The organism is Ligilactobacillus salivarius DSM 20555 = ATCC 11741, assembly GCF_001435955.1.
GTDB lineage: Bacteria > Bacillota > Bacilli > Lactobacillales > Lactobacillaceae > Ligilactobacillus > Ligilactobacillus salivarius.
The window spans coordinates 39,436-60,268 of the sequence record NZ_AYYT01000002.1; the positions used below are offsets into that span (position 1 = coordinate 39,436).

Genomic DNA, 20,833 nt, shown 5'->3' on the forward strand with positions numbered 1-20,833 from the left:
CTCTTCGGCTGCAAGAGCGAAAGTCTAAAATAAACTGCACGAATACTAAGTTCACACGGATTATTTTACTCCAACTTAATTTTAATTTATTGGAGGAATTTTTAATGTCTCGTTATACAGGTCCTTCCTGGAAAGTATCTCGTCGTTTAGGTTTCTCTTTATCTGGTACAGGTAAAGAATTATCTCGTCGTCCATACGCTCCAGGTCAACATGGTCAAGATCGTCGTGGTAGTCTTTCTGAATATGGTTTGCAATTACGTGAAAAGCAAAAGTTACGTATGACTTATGGCTTAACAGAACGTCAATTCTCAAACTTATTCAAGAGAGCTGGTAAGATTCGTGAAGGTAAGCATGGTGATAACTTCATGATTCTTTTGGAACGTCGTTTAGATAACGTTGTTTACCGTTTAGGTTTAGCATCAACTCGTCGTCAAGCTCGTCAATTAGTAAACCATGGTCACATTACTGTTGATGGCAAGCGCGTTGACATTCCATCTTACGAAGTAGAACCAGGTCAAGTAATTTCTTTACGTGAACGTTCTAAGGACTTACAAATCGTTAAAGAAGCTCTTGAAGCTGTTGTTAGTCGTGTACCATTCGTTAACTTCGACGAAAACAAGATGGAAGGTACATTAGTACGTCTTCCAGACCGTGAAGAACTTGACGCAAATATTGACGAAGCACTTGTTGTTGAATTCTACAACCGTTAATATTTAGCTCAACAAAGAGATAACTCTTTTAATCCCACTATTGTTCATTTGAACATAGTGGGTTTTTATATATCCGTTTTAATAAATCTATAATTACTAGAATTATGATAATGTTTAACTACTCCCCTATTTTGAAAGGAGAATAATTATGACAAATGATAATTTACAAGAACACTTGAACAATGGACTCTATGGGACTCCTCAATTACACCCTGATGAACAACGTAAGTATTTAGGAACTTTTAGAGAAAGAGTCAGTTTAGCTATTACATTTAAGGAATTTTCAAATAATCAAAATGCTTGTTTAACTGCAATTAAACAAGAAATTTCATCTAGTACTGAAGAAGAACTTAGTATAAAGATTAACGGGCAATTGTCATCTGATATTATTGATAAAATCATTCAAATTTCTAAAGAAAATAATACTAAATTTGAATATTTAGCTGATGCTTCTTTTTCACATAATGATGACGCCAATGCTATTGTTATTTGTTCTTCTAAATCAGCTCTTCATATTGAAAATATTGATGTTGAAAGTAAATACCATGAACTTTTTGAAAGAAAATCCGAAAAAAAGAATGATCCTAAAGAAGATAAGAAAGGATTCCTATCTAAACTATTTGATCTATAAATTAATTTAGGAAGTGATATTTTGAAACCTTTAGCCTATCGCATGCGACCTAAAAATATTGATGACGTTGTAGGGCAACAGCATCTTGTCGGCCCTGGAAAAATTATTAGAAGAATGGTTGAGGCTAAATTACTTTCATCTATGATTTTGTATGGCCCACCCGGTACCGGTAAAACCAGTATTGCCAGTGCCATTGCTGGTTCAACTAAATATGCCTTTAGAAAAATGAATGCAGCAACTGATTCTAAAAAGAAATTAGAGCAAGTGGTTGAAGAAGCCAAGTTCAGTGGTACAGTTATTCTATTACTTGACGAAATTCATCGCTTAACTAAACCTAAACAAGACTTTTTACTACCTCATTTAGAAGATGGACATATTATTCTAATTGGTGCTACTACTGAAAATCCTTATATTTCAATCAATCCTGCTATTAGAAGTAGAACTCAAATATTTGAAGTACATCCTCTAAATGAAGACGATATTATTCAAGCAATTAACCGAGCTATTACTGATAAAGATGATGGCTTAGGTGAATTGCCTCTACAAATTAATGATGACGCTATGCACCAACTAGCAATCGCAACACATGGAGATTTACGTAGTGCATTAAATGCTTTAGAATTAGCTGCTAAATCTACTCCAAAGAATTCTGAAGGAAATATTGTACTTACTTTAGAAATCATTGAAGAATGTATGCAAAGAAAAGCTTTGGTTCAAGATAAAGATGGTGACGCACACTATGATGTTATCTCTGCTCTTCAAAAATCTATTCGTGGATCCGATGTTGATGCTGCTCTTCACTACTTAGCACGCTTAATCGAAGCTGAAGATCTCCCATCAATTAGTCGACGCTTAATAACAATTGCTTATGAAGATATTGGATTGGCTAATCTCCCTGCTACTACTAGAACTGTTCTAGCAATTCAAGCTGCAGAAAAAATTGGGTTTCCTGAAGCTAGAATTCCTTTAGCTGATACTGTTATTGAATTATGTCTATCTCCAAAATCTAATTCCGGTATTTCAGCAATAGATGCTGCCCTCTCTGATATTCGAGCTGGAAATTATGGTGATATACCTGATTATTTAAAGGATGCACATTATTCAGGAGCTAAAGAATTAGGACATGGTATTGATTATAAATATCCTCATGATTATCCTCATGATTGGGTTAAACAACAATACTTACCAGATAAACTTAAATCCAAGCAATACTATCATCCTAAACAAAATGGACGCTACGAAGAAAGTTTAGGGAAGCAGTACCATCGCCTTAAGAATGCCCAAAATAGTTAATTTGCTTTCTCAATATGATTATGCTATGATTGATTTAGGTTCTGAGATGTACGCGTTATCTCATTCGTATGGTTGACCGAACACTTATAATATTGGTCTTTCATATCTTTAATGGAAAGTATATTATTTCACGTAAGAACTTGAAGTTATTGCAAGAAGGACCACCTGCTTAAACGCGGGTTCAACTACAGAGATGATTAACGGCATCATCGGAGACAAAGAGTTGGGACACTGTCTCAGCTCTTTTTATTTATTGACTATTATTCAATGAAATGAGGCCAATTATGACTGATGTACTATTAATAATTTGTGAAGCTTTACTAGCTGTTATTGTTTTGTATACTGGATTTTACTTACTTACCCATCGCAATCGTAAGTTCTTACTTTTTGATCCTACTTCTGAGCCCAGTTTAAAAATTATTATGACTATCTGGGGAAGTTTGCTTATTATTTTAGGGTTATTAACTATACTTGCTATCTTTATTATTAAAAGTATCGTTTTTATTTCAATTATCCTAGTTTTAGATGCGATTGTAGAAGCTTCTCTCTCATTTATTATGTTGATTTACTATAACACTACAAATAAATAGTAGACCACATAAAATAATTTTGAATAAAATTATATTTTTGTAACTGTTTACACTTTTATTTTCAAACTATATCAAGTATAATATATATGAAAGGTATTACAGAAAGGGTGATTCGTATGTTACAAAGATATAAAAATATTTTAGTTCCAATCGATGGTTCTTACGAAGCTGAATTAGCATTTAAAAAAGCTGTTGAAGTAGCTAAGCGTAATGGTAAGGAAACAAAACTTCAACTTGTACATGTTGTTGATACTCGTGCTTTCCAAAACATTTCAAGTTTCGATACAGCTATGGTTGAACAAGTAACTGAAACAGCACGTAAGACAATGGATGGTTACGTAAAAGAAGCTAAAGAAGCTGGATTAGAAAACATCAGCTACTCTGTTGAATACGGTGCTCCTAAAGTTATCATTGCTAAGGATCTTCCTAAGGAATTAGGAACTGATTTAATTATGATTGGGGCTACTGGTTTAAATGCTGTTGAACGCTTGTTGATTGGTTCTGTTACAGAATACGTAACTAGAACTGCTGATTGCGATGTTTTAGTTGTTCGTACAGACTTAGATAACAAGCCTGCCCTTTCAAAAGAACAACGTAAAGGATTCCAACGTAAAGACTAATAATATATTAAATTAAAAGGACGTGAGCGTAAAATCTCACGTCCTTTTAATTACGACCATAACACCCTACCAAATGATCATTTACCATTCCACTAGCCTCCATAAATGAATAGATAATCGTTGGTCCTACAAACTTGAATCCCATCTTCTTTAATGTTTTAGAAATTTGTTCAGATAATTGGGTTTTTGTAGGTATTTCTTCCGGATTCTTAAAATTATTAATAATTGGCTGATTATCAATTATTCCCCAGAAAAAACTATCCAATGATTCATTTCTTTCATATAATGTATTAACTATTTTTGCATTATTAATAATTGCTTCTATTTTTCGTTTATTTCTTATTATTTTAGGATCAGTCAATAATTTTTCAACATCATCAGAAGTATATTGTGAAATCTTTTCAACTTCAAAATTATCAAATGCTTTCCTTAAAAACTCTCTTTTATTCAATACTATTTTCCAACTCAATCCTGCCTGTAATCCTTCTAAACATAAAAGTTCGAATAGTCCTCTTTCATCATGTAAAGGACGTCCCCACTCCTTATCATGATAATCTATCATTAACTGATCCGCTCCATAAATCCATGCACATTTCATTTTAAGCTCACCTTCCATCAAAAATCTCATTATATTATTATACGCTAACTTGTTAATTTTTTAGTATAAAATCGAAAATAAGTTCTTTTTCACTATAAAAAAAGCAACCATAGCTTTATTAGCCATGATTGCCTCTAAAATTATATGAGATTATTCGCCGATAATCTTCTTACCCACTTTTTCTGTTCCTAATTCTGTAAAGTCATAGTGAATCTTAGCGTTATCGTTAAATTCATCAATAGCTAATTGAATCAATTGATCAATTAATTCGCTATAACTAATGCCTGAAACTTCCCATAATTGTGGATATAAGGAAATGTTTGTAAAGCCTGGTAAAGTATTTACTTCACCAAAGTATGGAACATCATTTTCATCAACTAAGAAGTCCATACGAGCTAAACCACGGTTATCCAATGCTCTAAATGCATCTAAGGACATTTGTTGGATTTCTTTAGTTAATTTTTCTGGTAACTTGATAGGCATCTCAAATACCACACCAGATGCATCAACGAATTTATTGTTGTAGTCATAAAAATCATCTGATTCAGGAATACGGATTGCTCCTAACTTGGATGCCTTAATATCACGATTACCTAATACTGAACATTCAACTTCACGTGGATTCTTGATTGCTTCTTCAACTAAAATCTTGTAATCATACTTAAAACCATCTTCTAAAGCAGCATTATATTCTTCTTCATTTCTTACTTTATGAATACCAACAGAAGAACCTTGACGAGCAGGTTTTACAAATAATGTTTCACCTAATTCTTCAGCTACTTTAGCGTATGGATAGTCAGCTTTATTTTCTGGAGTTACTAAAACATACTTTGTATTTCTGATTCCATTCAAAGTAAGTAATTTCTTAGTCAAATCCTTGTCAAATGAAACACCAGAAGAAGTAACACCACTACCAATCCAAGGCTTGTTTAATAAACGGAATAACCCTTGAACTGTACCGTCTTCACCCATGTTACCGTGGATAACAGGGTAAAATACATCAACATCTTTAACTTCGGCTAAATTTTGGATATTTGCCAATGGGTTGGAGAAATCAACATCTTTGATAACTTCTGCAACAACATCATCTTCATTTTCTCCGTCAAAGATACGCATAGAGTCTTTATTACCAAGCAAGAAACCTTTTTTAGTAAACATAAAGACAGATACATCATACTTATCTTTATCAAGAGCGTCATAAATATTGTGTGCAGAACGTTTTGAAACGTCATGTTCAGATGAGTTTCCTCCAAATAACAATGCAATGTGTAATTTTTTATTTTCCATTAAAATGTCCATCCTAACACTTAATTATTTATTATACGGTTGTTCTTTTTAAATAATATCATGAACATCTTAATTTGTCAGTTATTATTTTTAGTTCATAAGATATTTTTAATAATTTCATTCTTAATTACTGATTTCTATCAAATCTTGCTTAAAGTCGGTTAAATTTTCATATCCTTTTTCTGTAACTAAGATATCATCTTCAATTCTTACTCCACCTAATCCTGGAATGTAGATACCAGGTTCAATAGTTACTATTTCACCGGCTTCTAAGACATCTGGATAACTATAACTAATATTAGGTAACTCATGTATATCTAAGCCTATTCCATGTCCCATACCATGAGTGAAGTATTCTCCATATCCTTGTTCTTTGATATATCCTCTACCAATTTCATCTAATTCTTTTGAACTAATACCTGCTTTAATTGCCTCAATTGTTTTTTCTTTAGCTACTTTAACAATATCATATATTTTTCTTATTTCATCGCTTGCCTTACCAACTACAAAAGTTCTTGTTATATCGGAAGTGTAGTGATCGAAATAATATCCAAAATCACAGGTTACCAGTTCTCCTTCAACAATTTTTTTATCAGAATAGGTAGCGTGAGGTAAAGCTGTTCGATCTCCACTAGCAAAAATAGTTTCAAACGATGCTTCTGCAGCTCCATTTTTTCTTAGGTAATAGTCAAGTTCTAAAGCCATTTCTTTTTCTGTCACACCAGCATGTACTTTAGTTAAAATATGTTCGTAACCTTTTCTTGAGAGTTGACAAGCTTTTCTTATCGTCGAAATCTCATCTTCGTCCTTAACTGCTCTCATTTTTTCAATTACTTTAGTTAAAGCTACTACATCACTACTTGCATTTTCATCTAAATAATCAAACGATTCATAATCTAAAGTACTTTCAAATGCCAAAGCTACACAATTTTCCTTAGCCACAACATTAAGCGCTTCACCCAAATAGTCACGTGTAATAATTGAATCTATATCAGGATTTTCTGTTTTTATTTGTTCTTCAAATCGACTATCAGTAATAATATATGCACTTTGTTCAGTAACTAAAACTACTCCATCATCACCTGTATAACCACTTAGATAATAAATATTAAATCTGTTAGTTATCAAATATGCATCAACACTCATTTGTGACATTAAATTTCTTAACCTATTTCTACGTTCTTGAAAAGTTGTCATACTTAAAACCTTCTTTAGACATTTATTTTTAATTGTAACAAAAATACGTTCAAATACCTAATGCTAGCCATAATAAAAACCGGTACTTGCTATAAATTCTCCCTAGTTTATAGCTCATACCGGCTCCAAAAACTGCAACTAATTATTTATCTCTAAAATGTATCTATACAATAACATTCCTTGATAGAAGTAAAAATAAATAGTTATTGTTTTCTATATTTAATTAATGATCACTAATACTTATATAGCAATCATCCTCTATACAGAGTTTCTATCCGATCAATCGACAAATTTCCCCAAATTTATCTATTATCTTCACTCATTTTTCTGATATAACTCAAACTTTCAAATTAAATAACTATCTATAACAGCTAATAATTATGAACGTTTTTTATTCAAGACACCTAAACCTAATGCTCCAGCAACGCCTGCAAGTCCTAGACCTACTACAGCTGCTTCGTTATTGTCTTTTTCACCCATTTGTGGAAGTGTAGCTGCCTTAGCATCAGCCTTTGGAGCTTCAGCTTTCTTAGCAATTGCCTTAACTTCAACTTTCTTTTCAGGTGTTGTAGCAACTTTCTTAACGTCGTTTACAACAACTTTGTCTTCGTCTGCAGTCTTAGCTGGTTCTTCATTGCCTTTAGCATCTTCATCAAGTTCGTTTGTACTTGGCTTTTCGTTGTTGTCAACTTCGTCACCAGTTGATGTACCTGTTCCGTCTGTTTGTGTACCTTGATCAATCTTGTCTGTATCTGGTGTTTGTGTTTCTGCATCTTTACTTGGTGTCTTTGTTTCTAATGCAGCCAATACACCTTCCCAGTACTTAACTTCGCCATTTGCTACACTCAAACTTGCATTCTTATCTTGTAATGCTTTTTGAGCTTCATCAAGAGCTGCTTGTGCTTCGTTCAATTTATCAGAAGCTTGTTCAAATGCTACAACATATTCATCTTCCTTAGCTGCTAAAGCTTCTAAGTCTTGTAACTTAGCTTTATCAGTTAAGTATGTTTCTTTAGCTGTTTCATAAGCTGCTTTAGCTGCATCTTCTTTTTGTTGTGCTTCGTTAAATGCAGCTTCAGCTTTAGCTACTGCATCTTGTGCACTAGCTAATTCTTTTTGATATTCAGCTAATGTAGCACTTGCTGCTTCATAATCTTTGATTGCTTGTGTATTTGCCAAAGCATCCTTAAAGTCTGCATTCTTCTTTTCAGTATCTGCTAATGTATTCTTAGCATTTGTTAAAGCTTCATTTGCAGAATCTAATGCTGCTTGTGCTTCATCCACTGCTGCTTGTGCTGCTGCAACATCTTCGTCATCAGCAAAATTGTTTTGTGCTTTCAAGTCATTGTACTTAGCTTGATCTGCAGCTAATTTATCCTTATCTGCAGCCAACTTGTCTTGTACACTTGCTAATTCAGCTTGGCTCTTTTCTAATGCAGCTTTACCTGCTTCAAGAGCTGCTTGTGCTTCAGCATTGCTCTTAGCTGCTGCTTTTTCTTTTGTTTGTGCTGCAGCTGTTGACATCTTAGCAATTGCTAATGCAGCATTTGCTTTTGTTAAAGTTTCTTCAGCTTTTGTTTGCTTAGCACGGCTTCACCATAAACATCTAATGCAGAATCAATAGCCTTTTGAGCTTCTGCAACTGCATCTTGTGCTTGACCTAAGCGAACTTTCATAGCTGCAATACCTTTCTTCAAGTTATTTAAGTGTTCACTTGAAGAAGTATCCTTTTCGTCTACAAGGAATTGTTGCCATTGAGCAATCTTATTTTCCCATCCCTTAACAGTAGCTCTTGCTGCATCGCCAGCTTTTTGAGTTTCTTCTAATGCTGCCTTATCTTTATCTGCTTGTGCAGTAGCATCTTTCAATGCCGTTTGTGCAGCACCAACATTTGTTTGAGCAGCTGCTTCTGCTTCTTTTGCTTTCTTCAAAGCATCAACTGCTTGAGTTTCTGTTTCAGCAGCTTGGCGAGCTGTTTCTACTAAGTTATTTACAGTTGTTTGAGCTTCCTTTACAACTTGTTGTAAGTTTGCTTCATCTTCTGTGTCTTTTTGGATTGCAGCTTGATCTGAAACGATGTCATCTGCTGCTTTTGCAGTATTTTGTGCTGCAGTTGCTTGATCAGCAGCTGGTTTTAAGTCATCAACAGTTTTTTGTTGTGCATCAACCTTTTCTTGGGCAGCGTTTTCATTTGCGACTGCAGTATTTTCTGCTTCTCTAGCAACTTCTGTGTTATCTTGTGCTTTATCAACATCATCTCTTGCGTTATCTAAAGCTGCACTATCTTCTTTAACTTTGTCTGTTGCGGCTGGAATATCTTTCTTTGCTTGAAGTGAAGCATCTAAGTCTTTTTGAGCAGATGCTTCAACATCTTTTGCATCGTTACGAACAGTAGTTGCATCTTCTACATTCTTTGTAGCTTCTGTAACTTCACCTTGTGCCTTATCTTGAGTAGCTTTATCATCCTTTAAAGATTCTGTTGCTGTTTCTTTTGTAAGGCCTTGGTTTTCTGTTTGTGTTGCTGCATCAGCCTTGTTTGTTGTTTCTGTTGCTTCTGTTGTTGCATCATTTTGGCCTGGTGCTACTTCTGTTGTTTGTGCTTCAGTATTTGTTGTAACTGTATCAGCACTAGCAGCTTGGCCTCCAGCAAATGTCAAACCTGTTGCTAATAAGACAGATGCTAACCCCACCTTTAATTTTACTAGACCGTATTTGAGAGTTCTCTCTGCACTACGCTCTGCTATCATTTTTTTATTATTCTTAGAAAACATATAATTTATCCCTCCTAATCGGAATGTTATATGGTACCTATATAACACCCTAATTCTACCCCCACGCTATTTTGTCAATATCATTTATACATAAATATTTCGTGATAGTTTTTTGAATTTTTTGTGAAGTTTAATTAAAAAATCGTACAATTATCTCTATACGATAAATGTACGATCTTTATTTGGGATAACTTACAATACGCAAGTCACCGTTTACATATTCAGCTATGTATATTTCACTTAAATCTTTATAACCTATTTTGTTCAATTTACCTATTAACCATTCTTCATCTTGGTTAATAAGTTCCAATACATCAACATTTAACTGTCCATCACTTATAAGCGGATAACGAACATGATCTTTATCACTAAATTCAATAACTGTTAGCTGCCCATTTTGTTCTAAGATTCCACTTTTTACTTTAGCAACTTCATAAATCCCTTTATTTCTTAACTTGAACATTAAATCATTTGCTGATATCCCATGTTTTAAACATTCTTCTACTCTAATTTTGCCATTTTTAATTAAAGTTACCGGTTGTCCATCAATGATATTACGAATAAAGCGATTATGATCTTTAAAGAACTTTAGAGTTAATACAATTATAGTCCAAACAATCAGAACCATAACAAACTGTAAAATAGTGATATTTTCATTGTATATTACTCCTCCAATAATTCCACCAAGTACATAATTTTGAACAGCATCTAAAGCAGTCGAAGGTGCTAAATTTCCTTTACCTGTTAGATTTATTTGTAGAATAAATACCAATAGCCCCAATACAAATTTAATAATAATTGGTAAATAGTAATCCATCCTGTTCTTCACCTCTATCTATGTATCTTAACTTTCTGATTTATAAGATGTGTCCGAACAAGTACATAATTAGTTTGATCAGAACTTAAATTGACTTTATAAAATTTTTTATTAATTTTCACAATTATCCCATCTGATAATCCACGTGCGTTAATAGCAACTTGATCTTTTTTAACATGATATTCCTCAGAAATAGATTTCAAAAAAGTTGTTGCTTCTGCAGCTTGAACACTTGTATTTCTGCCATTTTGATATTCAGTAAAGTTTATTCCTGCCATAAAAAGTAATATCAGTGCCATGATAATACTTAAATCACGATATTTAGTTTGAAATTTATCTTTTATATACAAAATTGTCGCTACAATTAGAACTAAAAAGATAATTACAACAATTCCATATTGGACAAATTGTGCTACATTATTTTGTTCCTGAAGATATGTTAATGTATAAAAGTCCATAAATTCACCCGTCTCAACATAAATTATGACAATTATAGCTATTACCAAATAGAAATTCAAGCACCTAAAAAAGAGATGAGAAGAAAAAATCTTCTCACCTCTTTTGGTTTAACTTTTCGAAATCATTGTAGCATACATAACTCAAAAAGTCTAAGTAATAAATAACGTTAACTATTATTTAGATGTTTTATATCCATCGCTAGATTGGACATCTTTCCAGTATGCTTCATAAATACTCTTCAAAGTATTCATGTTAACACTACTTTTATCACTAGCAAGATTTGGGAAAGCTACAACCACTACTACTTGTGGATCATCATAAGGAGCATAACTAATAGCACTTAATGTGATTGTATCAGTATTCTTATAAACAGTTTCAGCAGTACCTGTTTTAGCTGCAATGGCTGGATTAATATCCTTCATTGCTGTACCAGTTGCATATTGACTAGTTCCGTGTACTACTTTATACATACCACTGTGAATAATATCCCAATAAGAATCTGGAACATCTATCACGCCCGTGATATTAGGCTTAACTTCATATTTTACAGCACCCATCTTACCATCTTTGCCATTTGCTCTGATTGATTGTAGTAAATGTGGTTGAATTTTATAACCTTTATTAGCCAAAATGGAAGCGTATTGGGCTAATTGAATTGTTGTGTAAGAATCATAGTTCCCATAAGAAAGGTCAAGGGCACTACCAATATATTTAGCTGTACTCTTACCTTCCAATCCAGAAACTTCACCAGGTAAATCAATCCCTGTTCTTACACCCAAGCCAAACTCATTAAAGTTATTTCTTAATTTCTTAAAAATTGAGGTTGGCATAGTTAAGGTTGCACCATAACTATACTTAAATCCTGCTTCCTTCATAGCAAGTTGCATCATGTACGAGTTAGAAGAAACCATCAAAGCATCAGAAGCAGTTAAAGCCACATTAGCTCCACCACTCTTATTAAACCATGACCCCTTGACTGGCGTATCTTTAACTTTGATTGGCATATCAGTCAACACATTATTATCAGGTGTAATAACGCCTGACTTCAAAGCTCCAATAATCATAGCTGGCTTAACAACCGACCCCATAGTAATAGATTGATTAATTGCCCCAGCAGGATCAACAGTTGTCTTACCTGTGTTAGGGTCACGATAAACACCGGCCATACCATAAATGCCACCAGTATGTGGATTAATCGCTACTGCATAACCACCATTTGAATAACCACCTAATCCAGCAACTGCGCTATCCATTATTTTTTGCATATCTTGTTGGAATTTAGCATTAATTGTTAGCTGAACATCATCACCGGCTTGTCCACCATATTGTTCAACTTCTTTAGTGATTTTACCGTTTTGAGTAAATACTTTGGTGGTTTTCTTAGTACCCTTTAGGACATCCTGATATTGTTTTTCTAAATAACTTGAACCAACACTATCATTTCTTGAATATCCTTGAGCTAAGAAAGTATTAATAGAATCATCTGGCAAACCTTGTTTTTCAGTTGTTACAGTCCCAGCTAAATTCTTTATCGATGTTCCATCTGGGTAACTACGTGTCCAATCTGTTCCAATCTTTATTCCAGGCATTGAAGAAAGATTTTCCCCAACTTCAGCCATTTCAGTATCGCTAACACCACTAGTCTTAATATAAACACTTGATAGAGAATAAGCACCACTCATCTTGTTATAAACGATTGCTGCTTCTTTTTCCTTATTAGTCATATCAGAAACTAGACCATGCTTTCTAACATAAGTGATCATTAGACGATTCAACTCACTACTATCTAAACTATCAGCATTTTTAATATGCTTTTTTACAGCATCATAATTCTTTACATTAGCTAGATAATATTCAGCCTTCATCCCACTCGTTAATGAATCTGTTTTGATAGATACAAATTTTACCAATTCATCAGCAATTGCTCTCATTTTTTGATTCGTAACGCCAAGGGGTTTTGTATAGGTAATTGCTCTTGAAGAATTATTACCAACAATTAACTTACCTGTTGAATCATACATCATCCCACGTTGAACATTAGTGGTTTCAGTATAAGTATCATTATTTGCTGCTTCACTTGAAAATTTCTGTCCATTAACAATTTGTAAATATGCTAACTGAGCAATCAATGCTGCAAATAATAAAAATACAATAACAAAGAGAAAATTTAATCTAAACGGAATTAATGAATTTTGATTACTATTCCGTCTATTTCTCCGTGAACTGCGTAAAAATTTCACTTTAATTTCTCCTATCTATTTTGGAAAAAATTGCGACTAACAAATATAATTCCAAAAGTTTAACCTTACTATGATAATTATATTTAAATCCATTCTCTATCCTACCATACTATCACAATTTTGGGCATAAATTCCGTTAAAATTTTCTAAAAGGTTAAGATATTACTTACTATCTTTTACCTACTCTTTACCTATGATATTCTATAGATATTATATTCTTTAACAGAAAGGATTCTTTTTTATCATGTGGATTAAAATGAAATCTTTTATAAATAATAAATATCCATTTTTACTTAGCTTTTTTGGCCCTATTGTCATAATGTTAGCCTATTTTATTGCTCGTCACATGTATCCATTTGGTTCTAATACAATTCTAACTGTTGACCTAGGACAGCAATATGTAGACTTCTTTGCTTTTTTCAGAGAAACCTTACTTCATCATCCTGGGAGTTTCTTCTACTCTTTCTCAAAAGCTATTGGTGGTGAAATGATTGGAGAATGGGCTTATTATCTACTTAGTCCATTTAATTTATTATTCATCTTTTTCCCCGGTAAATCGATTGCCGTTGGAGTCTTAGTCGTTACTCTCTTGAAATATGGTTTTTGTGGCCTATCTTTTGCGTATCTTTTATCTAAAAGAAAATTGCAAAAAGGTTGGATGATCCCCACATTTTCAATTAGTTATGCTTTAATGGCGTGGAATGTTGTTAACCAACTTAATTTATTATGGATGGATGCGGCTATTTTACTTCCTCTAATTATTGCTAGTTTCTATGATTTAATGGAAAAACGTAAGATGAAGGCCTATCCTCTTTTACTTGCATTGATGCTTATAGATAATTATTACATGGCATATATGGTGTGTATCTTCCTAGTTTTATTCTTTATTTGGTACCAGATAACATATACTACCAAATTCAAGGAATTTCTATCTAGAACTTGGTTATTTGCAAGTCGATCAATTCTAGCAGGGGGCATTGCTGCTGTTATTTTAATTCCTACTGCGATAACCCTTACTAGCAGTAAAGGCCAATACACAGAAAGCTCGATTCAAGCTAAATTAGAATATAATCCACTCAAAATGTTATCAAAATTAACGATTGGTTCATTTAATTTTGATCAAATGCCATCTGGGTTTCCTAATATTTTTATTGGTAGTCTTGCATTGTTTGCCTTTATTTTGTACTTCTTTAATCGTCAAAATACAATCAAATCCAGAATAAGTGCATTTTTAATCAGTATTTTCTTTACAGTTTCAATGTGCTTTGAACCACTAGATTTATTTTGGCATGGAATGCAATTTCCGGTTTGGTATCCATATAGATTTACCTTTATTGTAAGTTTTTGGATGCTTTTCTTGGGAAGTCAAGGTATCACTAATTTCATTGTTAATGTTAAGCCATGGAAAATTTTCCTTTTATTCTTCATAGAAGTCGGTATTATTTCCTATGTATGGATTAATGTTAAAAAATTCAACTATGCTACTACTGAGACTTTAATTTTTTCTGCTACCTTTGCATTTTTAGTCTTACTACTTTTAAGTATTAATAGTACTAATGACAGAAGCATCATTAAGTTTCTGTTACTTTTCCTAGTAGCCGTATCTGAAATGTCTGCCAATATGATTTTTTCTCTGAATAATATTAGCTATTTATCCAAACGCGAATTTGCAGATCCAACAACTGCACTTACTGCTGATAGTTCTTGGCTACATCGCCATGATTCTAGCTTTTATAGAACTGCTCAAATTTATTCTAGAACTAAAAATGATGGTATAACACATAATCTCAATGCTGGCGCATATTTCAGTTCTGCTCTAGAAAAGAATATCCCAGATTTTTATGGTATGATTGGTCAACCGGATGGTGATAACTATGTTACTTATTCTAATGGTAGTTTGATAACTGATGGTTTACTTGATATGAAATATGCTATTGCTCCTAAAAATAATAATGAAGTTACTGAAGGTAGCAGTCACGGTTATCCTTTAATCCAAACTTCAGAGCGTAGTGATTTAAGCTCATATCAACTACTAAAAAATAATCCTCGTACTTCAATTTATCAAAATCCATATGCTACAAGTATTGGTTATAGTGCAGGATCTACTATTTCGAAGATGCAACGCTTATTTGACAATCCTGTTATTTATCAATCTAATTGGCTCAACGCTGCATCTAGTTCAATGCCTGGAACAACTTATTTTACGGCCATAAACTTTAATAAAGTTATTTTTACTAATACAGCAGAAAAAACAACTTTAACCAACTCAGATTTTAAGAAAATTGATAAAAGTAAGGATGCAAGTATTACTTTTGAATTCATTCCGACAACCAATAATTCTTATTATCTTACATTAGGCACTTCACTTGATAATGACAATGTCGAGTTTCTAATTAATGATCGCGTACTTCATAATTACTCTACTTTTAGACATACAACTCTTGTGAATGTTGCAAATAATGATAAAGGTAAAAAAATCTCTATTACTGCTAAATTTAAAAAGGATAATCTTTGGTTGAATAATTTTGTTCTATATCAACTAGATAATAATTTAGTAAAGCAAAAGTTAACTCAAATTAAGAAATATTCTTGGAAGATACAAGATTATTCATCAACTTCTTTAAATGGAACTATTAATATTGCTAAGTCAAATCAATGGTTTGCAACTACTATCCCTTATAATGATGGATGGAAAGCTTATATTGATGGAAAAGAAGTCCCTACTTATAAGATCCAACAAACATTTATTGGATTCCCTATTTCTAAGGGCAAGTATCAAGTAAAATTAACCTTTACTCCCCCATATCTTTATCAAGGACTTGTGGTATCAGTTATTTCATTGATGTTGCTATTTATTCCTGGAATGGTAAAAAGAAAAGTTCATAAATAATTAAAAAGACCAGTATATCTATCTTCATAAATGAAGAATTGATGTATTGGTCTTTTATTGTTTTTTATACTAAGATTTAGTATTTCATTAAAGCTAAAGTATCGTAACCTTTAATCTTGTCACGGCCATGTAGATCTTCTAATTCAATGATGAATGCACAACCTACAACAACACCACCAAGTTGTTCAACTAAGTCAATTGTTGCACCAATTGTACCACCAGTTGCTAATAAATCATCTGTAACTAAAACTTTTTGTCCTGGTTTAACTGCATCTTTGTGCATGTAAAGTGACGCCGTACCATATTCTAATGAGTAGTCAGCCTTAACGGTTTCACGAGGTAACTTACCTTTCTTACGTGCTGGAGCAAAGCCTACACCTAATTCATAAGCTACAGGACAACCAACGATAAAGCCACGTGCTTCTGGTCCAACAATCATTTCAACGCCCTTATCTTTAGCGAATTGAACAATGCGGTCAGTAGCTTGGCGATAAGCTTCACCATCTGCCATTAATGGAGAAATATCTCTAAATACAATTCCTTCTTCTGGATAATTTTCAATACTTGCAATATAGTTTCTTAAATCTAAAGCCATTAAAATTTCTCCTTTTCAGCTCTAATTATTTTCATCAAGATACTTTAATATCCACTTCTGTAAATCTGTTGATTTGCTGTATATTAGCGATTTTTGTGCTTTCATTTTTTGTAAATATGCTTGATATGAATTTGTATCTTCTAAATTATGCGGAGTTACATTTGTGTTTCCACTCATTAACCCATTTTCTATTTTAACAAATTTCGCTTCAAAAAACACATTAATCATAAAAACTAAAAGTTCGCGTTTTAGTTTTAAATAGTCCGCCAATTTCTGTAAATCTCTTCTTATATTTACATTAGTGTGTGTTTGCGAGAACTTATATAGTCTACCAAACTGTTCTCTAGTTGGCAAGCCATTTAAGTAAGTATTTTCTCTAGTATAACCAACAAAAATAAAATACTTAACAATTACTTTAGCAAGTAGAGACTTTAATTTTTCTATATTATCTGGGCAATCTACCACAATCAACGTATCACAATTTAATTTCTTATCATCGCTAAAATTATATAAATAAGCTTCACTATTATCAGCTAGATATGGCATTACTTGATTGTATAGTTTTTTATCAAAGAAGACATATGTTGCTTGTTGTTGAAACATTGACTTAGTTAGTTTATTTTTTCGTTGAATCTCAACAACTGTGCCAGTATTACTGTCATCCAACAAAATATCTTCTATCATAATTTGAAGATTAACCCTACTTTGCCAAACATTTTTTCCCAGAGTCCCTATCAAACGAACTGAATTTTCATTTCGCTCAATTTCAGAAATTTTTTTGCTACCAATTCCGAAATCCAGGGCATCCACTTGAGAGTTATTGGATTGCAATTGAAGTTTAAGATGATTTTTTTGTTGCCCAATCGCCTGAACTGTATTCACTTCGTAATCTTTGAATTCAAAAACAGGACGAGGATTATCTGTACCAAATGGTGCTAAAGCTTCTAATTGCGCCTCTAAATCCAAATTAACATCATCTAAATTAACAGGAATGACTTTTACTACCGGTTTTGTAGCATGTTCAATTCCTTGTTTCTTTCCTTCTTCATCAACAACTTGTTGTAAATCTGACAACTTCTCCCTATCTAAAGACAAGCCACAAGCCATATGATGTCCTCCAAATTTCATAAGAATATCTCGATGACTATCTAAAGCATCAAACATTTGAAATGCTTCAATGGATCTCCCTGAGCCTTTGGCAATGCCTGTTTTTTCATCAATGCTAAGAACTAAAGAAGGTTTGCCAGTCATATCGACCAACCTACTTGCCACGATACCCACTACACCTTCATGCCAGTTATTTCCAGCCACTACATTGACTAAATGATTTTCGGATTTATTAGCTAATTGTGCCACCGCTTCTTCAACGATTTTATTAACTTCTTCTTGCCTTTTTACATTTAATTGGTTAGTAGTTTTTGCTAACTCTTCAGCTCTTTCCTCATCTAAAGTCGTTAGTAATTCTACTCCTAAACTTCCATTTTCCATTCTTCCTAATGCATTTAAACGTGGAGCAAGTGTAAAACCAATTGTTTCTTCTGTAATTGTAGGGGCTTCTATTCCAGCTACTTTATATAAACTTTGTAATCCAGGACGCATTGTTTGTTGTAACAATTGCAAACCATACTTAACTAAGATTCTATTTTCGCCAGTTAACGAAACCAAATCAGCTACTGTTCCTAAAGCAACTAAATCTAGCACATCTTGTGGCAATTCTTCTAGTAAAGCAGCTGCCACCTTAAAAGCCACACCTACTCCAGATAATTCGCCAAAAGGATAATCGCCTTCAGGATGACGAGGATGGATAATCGCGTATGCATCTGGCAATGTTTCAGGTAACTCATGATGATCTGTTACGACTACATCTACTCCATGTTGATTTGCATAATCAATGGCTTCATGTCCAGCTACCCCATTATCCACGGTTACAATTAAACTAACACCCTCATCAATCAAACGCTTATAGACTTCCACATTGGGACCATAGCCATCTTTAAATCTATCAGGTATATAATATTCAACTTCTGCTCCTAATTCTTCAAGAGTTTCGTACATAAGGGCAGTACTTGTGATTCCATCAACATCATAGTCTCCATAAATGACTATTTTTTCACCATTCATAATTGCTTGTTGAATTCTATCTACACCTAGTTCCATATCATGCATAAAATTAGGATCGTACAATCCACGAGCATCTGGATCTAAAAAATTGTTAATAGCTTCAAGAGAATCGTATCCTCTTTCCATTAATATTTGTAAAACTATCTTAGGAAAACCTGTTTCTTCAATTAATTCATCAAGATGTTCATTTTCTGATAATTCAATTTCTTGCCATTCTTTTTTAGCATCAATCAAGAGTTTTTCCTCATTTCTTGTTAAAAATACCACCTGTTAAATAATCAGCCATATGTGGGAAGACTTCATATAAGTGATGAGCAACTTCCATGTAATATGGTAAATTCACTTCACGTCGACTAGTTCCAATCTTTGAAACAATTTTATAAGCTACTTCCTCTGGGTCTAAAACTATATTTCCTAGAGAATTTAGGTAATTATGTGTTTTATCTGCTTTATCAAAGAATTCCGTCCTGATAGGTCCAGGATTTACCGTCATTACTGAAATTCCCAATGGTTTCAATTCCAAACGTAGAGCATTAGAAAAGCCTAGCACTGCAAATTTAGTTGCAGAATAGACAGTAGATTTAGGTGTAGCCATTTTGCCAGCCATAGAAGCAATATTAATTATTGCACCTACTTGTCTTTCGGCCATTTTTGTAGCTACATATTTAGTAGCATACATTAATCCTAAAACATTTACTCTGAACATCGCTTCTGCTCTATCCATATCAAAGTCAAGGAAGTCTTCCATTAATCCAAAGCCAGCATTATTAATTAAAACTGAGACAGGTCCCACTTCTTCCTCTACCTCATTAACAACTTTTTCTACTTCTTCTGGCTTAGAGATATCTAGTTGATATGCATATGCTAATCTCTTAGATAAATTTTGACAATTTTCTACAACTACATCCAACTTTTCTTTACGACGTGCACAAGCTACAACTATTGCACCCTTTTTAGCTACTTGATAAGCTATTTGTTCACCTAAACCACCTGATGCTCCAGTTATTAACACAACTTTATTAGTTAAGTCTTTTAAACTTTTATAATTTTTCATTGCTCATCGTCCTTTCTTTCAGGAAAAGGAATATTAAAGGTATCAAAATCTTTAACAACCTTAGTATTTGGGAATACTTTCTTAGCTTCTTTTTCTAAAACTTTCACCATCTTGCCCACATAACGAGCTGAAATATGAGTTAACAATAATTGTTTTACCCCTACTTCTTTAGCTAAAGTAGCAGCTTGAACACAAGTTGAGTGATGATAATTACGTGCTAATTTCCCTTCACCCTTACCAAAAGTACTTTCATGAACTAACACCTCTGCATCTTTAGCAAGTAATTTCAAGTTAGGTGTCTGTCTTGTGTCACCTAAAATTGTTACAATTCGGCCTTTCTTAGCTTTACCTATAAAGTCCTTACCATCTATAGTTCTACCATCTTCAAGTGTGACTACTTCTCCAGCTTTAAGGCGACCATAGATTGGTCCAGATGGAACTTTAGCTTCTCTAAGTTTTTCAACTTGTAATTCACCTGGATAATCCTTTTCTTCAATTCTGTAGCCCCAACATTCAATACGATGATCTAATTTATAAGCATAAACTTTAAATCGATCATTTTCTAAAAGTAAACCTTCTTCTTCAAGTTCTACGAAATTTAATTCATATGATAATTTTGTTTGACTAACTTTTAAACTAATATTAACAAAATCAGAAATTCCTTTAGGTCCATAAATTGTTAATGGTCCCATTTTTTCGCCGCCTTGGAATGAACGACTACTCAAAAAGCCAGGTAATCCAAAAATATGATCACCATGCATATGAGTTATAAATATTTTATCAATCTTACGTGGACGAATTGTTGTGTTTAAAATTTGATGTTGTGTTCCTTCACCTACATCAAACAACCAAATCTTTTTAATCTCATCCAATAACTTTAATGCAACTGCTGATACATTCCTACTCTTAGAAGGTGATCCAGCACCTGTTCCTAAAAATTCTAATTCCATTTATCTTTCA

General features: G+C 33.2%; 18 protein-coding genes and 1 other RNA gene. 7 read left to right on the plus strand and 12 right to left on the minus strand.

What is annotated here, in order from left to right; translation table 11 throughout:
- Positions 1–104: 104 nt before the first annotated feature.
- From rpsD to FC55_RS01405, 6 genes are all read left to right on the plus strand, one after another.
- Entirely contained in the window at positions 105–710 is a 606-nt protein-coding gene (rpsD, locus tag FC55_RS01385; RefSeq protein ID WP_003700485.1) for a 30S ribosomal protein S4, read from the plus strand.
- Between the two features lie 148 nt (positions 711–858).
- A complete protein-coding gene (locus FC55_RS01390) occupies positions 859–1,341 on the plus strand; it encodes a YueI family protein (protein WP_003700486.1) in 483 nt (160 codons plus the stop codon).
- A 21-nt stretch (positions 1,342–1,362) separates the two neighbouring features.
- Positions 1,363–2,634, plus strand: a complete 1,272-nt coding sequence (locus FC55_RS01395; protein WP_035149854.1) for a replication-associated recombination protein A — start codon at positions 1,363–1,365, stop codon at positions 2,632–2,634.
- Positions 2,635–2,669: 35 nt separating this feature from the next.
- A non-coding RNA gene (ssrS, locus tag FC55_RS09730) (6S RNA) lies at positions 2,670–2,854 on the plus strand.
- Between the two features lie 64 nt (positions 2,855–2,918).
- Positions 2,919–3,224 (plus strand): hypothetical protein, encoded by a 306-nt coding sequence (locus FC55_RS01400; RefSeq protein WP_003700488.1) that lies wholly within the window; start codon positions 2,919–2,921, stop codon positions 3,222–3,224.
- Positions 3,225–3,340: 116 nt separating this feature from the next.
- Positions 3,341–3,844, plus strand: a complete 504-nt coding sequence (locus FC55_RS01405; protein WP_003703973.1) for a universal stress protein — start codon at positions 3,341–3,343, stop codon at positions 3,842–3,844.
- A gap of 46 nt (positions 3,845–3,890) precedes the next feature.
- On the opposite strand, the gene FC55_RS01410 is transcribed toward FC55_RS01405, so the two are convergent.
- From FC55_RS01410 to FC55_RS01440, 8 genes are all read right to left on the minus strand, one after another.
- Positions 3,891–4,442, minus strand: coding sequence for a DNA-3-methyladenine glycosylase I (locus FC55_RS01410; RefSeq protein ID WP_034982593.1), 552 nt, complete (start codon positions 4,440–4,442; stop codon positions 3,891–3,893).
- A 150-nt stretch (positions 4,443–4,592) separates the two neighbouring features.
- Complete coding sequence (locus FC55_RS01415) at positions 4,593–5,729, minus strand: D-alanine--D-alanine ligase family protein (RefSeq protein ID WP_034982595.1); 1,137 nt, start codon at positions 5,727–5,729, stop codon at positions 4,593–4,595.
- A gap of 123 nt (positions 5,730–5,852) precedes the next feature.
- On the minus strand, positions 5,853–6,926 hold the full coding sequence (locus FC55_RS01420; RefSeq protein WP_003700492.1) for a M24 family metallopeptidase: 1,074 nt from the start codon (positions 6,924–6,926) through the stop codon (positions 5,853–5,855).
- A 378-nt stretch (positions 6,927–7,304) separates the two neighbouring features.
- Positions 7,305–8,450 carry a coiled-coil domain-containing protein gene (locus FC55_RS10280; protein WP_003700493.1) on the minus strand — a complete coding sequence of 382 codons (1,146 nt, stop codon included), beginning with the start codon at positions 8,448–8,450 and terminating at the stop codon, positions 7,305–7,307.
- Positions 8,451–8,482: 32 nt separating this feature from the next.
- Entirely contained in the window at positions 8,483–9,697 is a 1,215-nt protein-coding gene (locus FC55_RS10285) for a YSIRK-type signal peptide-containing protein (RefSeq protein WP_003700494.1), read from the minus strand.
- Positions 9,698–9,875: 178 nt separating this feature from the next.
- Positions 9,876–10,514 (minus strand): DUF421 domain-containing protein, encoded by a 639-nt coding sequence (locus tag FC55_RS01430; protein WP_003700495.1) that lies wholly within the window; start codon positions 10,512–10,514, stop codon positions 9,876–9,878.
- Positions 10,515–10,528: 14 nt separating this feature from the next.
- Positions 10,529–10,972 (minus strand): DUF3290 domain-containing protein, encoded by a 444-nt coding sequence (locus FC55_RS01435; RefSeq protein WP_011476157.1) that lies wholly within the window; start codon positions 10,970–10,972, stop codon positions 10,529–10,531.
- A 174-nt stretch (positions 10,973–11,146) separates the two neighbouring features.
- The gene (locus FC55_RS01440) at positions 11,147–13,213 is read right to left on the minus strand and encodes a peptidoglycan D,D-transpeptidase FtsI family protein (RefSeq protein WP_003700497.1); all 2,067 of its coding nucleotides are present in this window, start codon (positions 13,211–13,213) and stop codon (positions 11,147–11,149) included.
- A 244-nt stretch (positions 13,214–13,457) separates the two neighbouring features.
- Here FC55_RS01440 and FC55_RS01445 point away from each other — a divergent pair, with 244 nt between their 5' ends.
- Positions 13,458–16,103, plus strand: coding sequence for a YfhO family protein (locus tag FC55_RS01445; RefSeq protein WP_003700498.1), 2,646 nt, complete (start codon positions 13,458–13,460; stop codon positions 16,101–16,103).
- A 76-nt stretch (positions 16,104–16,179) separates the two neighbouring features.
- Here FC55_RS01445 and FC55_RS01450 read toward each other — a convergent pair whose 3' ends face one another.
- From FC55_RS01450 to rnz, 4 genes are read right to left on the minus strand one after another with little or no spacing between them, the layout of a single operon-like run.
- Positions 16,180–16,698 carry an adenine phosphoribosyltransferase gene (locus tag FC55_RS01450; RefSeq protein WP_003700501.1) on the minus strand — a complete coding sequence of 173 codons (519 nt, stop codon included), beginning with the start codon at positions 16,696–16,698 and terminating at the stop codon, positions 16,180–16,182.
- A gap of 21 nt (positions 16,699–16,719) precedes the next feature.
- Complete coding sequence (recJ, locus tag FC55_RS01455; RefSeq protein WP_035149858.1) at positions 16,720–19,053, minus strand: single-stranded-DNA-specific exonuclease RecJ; 2,334 nt, start codon at positions 19,051–19,053, stop codon at positions 16,720–16,722.
- A 10-nt stretch (positions 19,054–19,063) separates the two neighbouring features.
- Positions 19,064–19,873, minus strand: a complete 810-nt coding sequence (locus FC55_RS01460; protein ID WP_003700506.1) for an SDR family NAD(P)-dependent oxidoreductase — start codon at positions 19,871–19,873, stop codon at positions 19,064–19,066.
- Positions 19,870–20,823, minus strand: coding sequence for a ribonuclease Z (gene rnz / locus FC55_RS01465; RefSeq protein ID WP_003700508.1), 954 nt, complete (start codon positions 20,821–20,823; stop codon positions 19,870–19,872). The genes FC55_RS01460 and rnz overlap by 4 nt, the downstream gene beginning before the upstream one ends.
- Positions 20,824–20,833: the final 10 nt, after the last annotated feature.

Excerpts from the sequence above, each read along its gene's own strand:
- rpsD (WP_003700485.1), top strand. The coding sequence starts at position 105 with ATGTCTCGTTATACAGGTCCTTCCTGGAAAGTATCTCGTCGTTTAGGT.
- FC55_RS01390 (WP_003700486.1), top strand. The coding sequence starts at position 859 with ATGACAAATGATAATTTACAAGAACACTTGAACAATGGACTCTATGGG.
- FC55_RS01400 (WP_003700488.1), top strand. The coding sequence starts at position 2,919 with ATGACTGATGTACTATTAATAATTTGTGAAGCTTTACTAGCTGTTATT.
- FC55_RS01405 (WP_003703973.1), top strand. The coding sequence starts at position 3,341 with ATGTTACAAAGATATAAAAATATTTTAGTTCCAATCGATGGTTCTTAC.
- FC55_RS01410 (WP_034982593.1), bottom strand. The coding sequence starts at position 4,442 with ATGAAATGTGCATGGATTTATGGAGCGGATCAGTTAATGATAGATTAT.
- FC55_RS01415 (WP_034982595.1), bottom strand. The coding sequence starts at position 5,729 with ATGGAAAATAAAAAATTACACATTGCATTGTTATTTGGAGGAAACTCA.
- FC55_RS01420 (WP_003700492.1), bottom strand. The coding sequence starts at position 6,926 with ATGACAACTTTTCAAGAACGTAGAAATAGGTTAAGAAATTTAATGTCA.
- FC55_RS10280 (WP_003700493.1), bottom strand. The coding sequence starts at position 8,450 with ATGTCAACAGCTGCAGCACAAACAAAAGAAAAAGCAGCAGCTAAGAGC.
- FC55_RS10285 (WP_003700494.1), bottom strand. The coding sequence starts at position 9,697 with ATGTTTTCTAAGAATAATAAAAAAATGATAGCAGAGCGTAGTGCAGAG.
- FC55_RS01430 (WP_003700495.1), bottom strand. The coding sequence starts at position 10,514 with ATGGATTACTATTTACCAATTATTATTAAATTTGTATTGGGGCTATTG.
- FC55_RS01435 (WP_011476157.1), bottom strand. The coding sequence starts at position 10,972 with ATGGACTTTTATACATTAACATATCTTCAGGAACAAAATAATGTAGCA.
- FC55_RS01445 (WP_003700498.1), top strand. The coding sequence starts at position 13,458 with ATGTGGATTAAAATGAAATCTTTTATAAATAATAAATATCCATTTTTA.
- FC55_RS01450 (WP_003700501.1), bottom strand. The coding sequence starts at position 16,698 with ATGGCTTTAGATTTAAGAAACTATATTGCAAGTATTGAAAATTATCCA.
- FC55_RS01460 (WP_003700506.1), bottom strand. The coding sequence starts at position 19,873 with ATGAAAAATTATAAAAGTTTAAAAGACTTAACTAATAAAGTTGTGTTA.
- rnz (WP_003700508.1), bottom strand. The coding sequence starts at position 20,823 with ATGGAATTAGAATTTTTAGGAACAGGTGCTGGATCACCTTCTAAGAGT.